The organism is Marinobacter sp., from assembly GCF_014859525.1.
Taxonomy (GTDB): Bacteria; Pseudomonadota; Gammaproteobacteria; order Pseudomonadales; family Oleiphilaceae; genus Marinobacter.
In genome coordinates this window covers 1-2688 of the sequence record NZ_JACUUB010000155.1, presented here as the reverse complement: position 1 = coordinate 2688, position 2688 = coordinate 1, and the positions used below count along the sequence as shown (strand labels likewise).

The 2688-nt window shown below is 59.7% G+C and carries 1 protein-coding gene and 1 pseudogene; both read right to left on the bottom strand.

Annotated elements, in window-relative coordinates; all coding sequences use genetic code 11:
* Positions 1–515, bottom strand: a pseudogene (narH, locus tag IBX51_RS14930) (nitrate reductase subunit beta); the annotation flags it as partial.
* The coding region (locus IBX51_RS14925) for a nitrate reductase subunit alpha (protein WP_291832118.1) at positions 512–2688 on the bottom strand (2177 nt) is incomplete at its 5' end. The gene IBX51_RS14925 and the pseudogene narH, both read right to left, overlap by 4 nt.

Below are 2688 nucleotides of genomic sequence, written 5' to 3'. Positions count from 1 at the left end.
TCGAACTGGCCGTAGATGTCTGCCTGCACCTGATCAAAGTTCTTGTCTTTGCGGCGCTTGGCAAACTCGGTGCCCAGGATTTCTTCCCAGTTCGGGCCCCATTCGATTTTCTTCATGCGCTCGCCAGAGATCAGCGACCGGGGCCGGGCGACCGGCTGGTGCTTCACATCACCGGCGGTGTGCAGGTGCTGGTAGTCGAAGTCGAATGGCTCGTAATAGTCGTCGATTTCCGGCAGGTCCGGGTTGGCAAAGATGTTTGCCAATACCCGGAACTTACCGCCGATGCGGGGGCGGATCTTGCCGGAGCTGTCGCGCATCCAGCCGCCCTTCCACTTGTCCTGGTTCTCCCACTCTTTCGGGTAGCCGATGCCAGGCTTGGTTTCGACGTTGTTGAACCAGGCGTATTCCATGCCTTCACGGCTTGTCCAGACGTTTTTGCAGGTGACGGAACAGGTGTGGCAACCAATGCACTTGTCCAGGTTCAGTACCATGCCGACTTGGGAACGGATTTTCATTTTACAGCCTCCTGAGCATAGTCATTGCCTTCACCGTCGAGCCAGTCCACGTTCTTCATCTTGCGAACCACCACAAACTCGTCCCGGTTGGAACCTACGGTGCCGTAGTAGTTGAAGCCGTATGAGTACTGGGCATAACCGCCGATCATATGGGTCGGTTTCGGGCAGATCCGCGTAACCGAGTTGTGGATACCGCCGCGAGTGCCGGTGATTTCAGAGCCCGGTACGTTCACGTTGCGTTCCTGGGCGTGGTACATCATCACCATGCCGGGCATGACCCGCTGGCTGACGACAGCACGCGCCGCGATAGAGCCGTTGCTGTTGAACACCTCGATCCAGTCGTTGTCTTCCACCCCGATCTCTTTGGCGTCGTCTTCACTGAGCCAGATGATCGGGCCGCCGCGAGACAAGGTCAGCATTATCAGGTTGTCGCTGTAGGTGCTGTGGATACCCCACTTCTGGTGCGGCGTCAGGAAGTTCAGCGCCTTCTCCGGGTTGCCGTTCGACTTCTTGCCCAGCATCGGAGCGACGGCCTTGGTGTTGATCGGCGGGCGATACACCAGCAGGCTCTCGCCGAAGGCGCGCATCCAGGCGTGATCCTGATAGAACTGCTGCCGACCGGTCAGGGTGCGCCAGGGGATCAGCTCATGCACGTTGGTGTAGCCGGCGTTGTAGGACACGTGCTCGTCTTCCAGGCCAGACCAGGTCGGGCTGGAGATGATCTTGCGTGGCTGCGCCACGATGTCCCGGAAGCGGATCTTTTCCTCTTCCTTGTTCTTCGCCAGATGGGTGTGGTCCAGGCCGGTCATTTCGGACAGCGCCGCCCAGGCTTTCACCGCCACCTGACCGTTGGTTTCCGGAGCCAGGGTCAGAATCACCTCCGCCGCATCGATGGCCGATTCAATCTTCGGCCTGCCGGCGTTGGCGCCTTCCAGGTGGGTGTAGTTCAGCTCTTTCAGGAAGTTGACTTCCTTCTCGGTGTTCCAGCTGATGCCCTTGCCACCGTTGCCCAGCTTGTCCAGCAGCGGGCCAAGCGAGGTAAAGCGGGCGTAGGTGTTCGGGTAGTCGCGCTCAACGGTAATAAAGCTCGGCGCGGTCTTGCCCGGGATCAGATCGCATTCGCCCTTTTTCCAGTCCTTCACATCGAACGGCTGGCCCAGTTCGGCTGGCGCATCGTGCAGCAGCGGCAGGGTAACTACGTCTTTCTCGACACCCAGGTGACCCTCGGAGGCCCTGGAGAAAGCCTTGGCGATGCCCTTGTAGATTTCCCAGTCACTGCGCGCTTCCCAGGCCGGATCGGTGGCGGCGGTCAGCGGGTGGATGAACGGGTGCATGTCTGAGGTGTTCAGGTCGTTCTTCTCGTACCAGGTGGCCGTCGGCAGCACGATGTCGGAATACAGACAGGTGGTAGACATGCGGAAGTCCAGGGTGACCAGCAGGTCGAGCTTTCCTTCCGGCGCCTCATCGTGCCACTTCACTTCCTGTGGTTTGACGCCGCCCTCGTGGCCAAGGTCTTTGCCCTGCAAGCCGTTTTTGGTGCCCAGCAGATACTTGAGCATGTACTCATGGCCCTTACCTGAGGAGCCCAGCAGGTTGGAACGCCAGATGAACAGGTTGCGCGGGCAGTTTTCCGGCGCTTCCGGGTCTTCACTGGCGAATGCCAGGGAGCCATCTTTCATCGACTTGGCCACATAATCGGAGACTTCCATACCGGCCTTCTCTGCTTCGGCCGCAATGCCCAGCGGGTTGCGGTTCAGCTGAGGCGCAGACGGCAACCAGCCCATGCGCTCGGCACGTACGTTGTAGTCGATCAGGCTGCCACCGAACTTGGACTTGTCGGCCAGCGGCGACAAGATTTCGTCCACGCCCAGTTTCTCGTAGCGCCACTGGCCGGAGTGAGCGTAGAAGAAGGAGGTCGAGTTCATGTGACGTGGCGGGCGCTGCCAGTCCAGGCCGAAGGCCAGCGGCTGCCAGCCGGTTTGCGGGCGCAGTTTTTCCTGGCCAACGTAGTGGGCCCAGCCACCACCGCTCTGGCCGACACAGCCACACATGATCAACATGTTGATCAAGCCACGGTAATTCATGTCCATGTGGTACCAGTGGTTCATACCGGCACCAACGATGACCATGGAACGGCCCTTGGTCTTGTCGGCGTTATCCGCAAACTCACGGG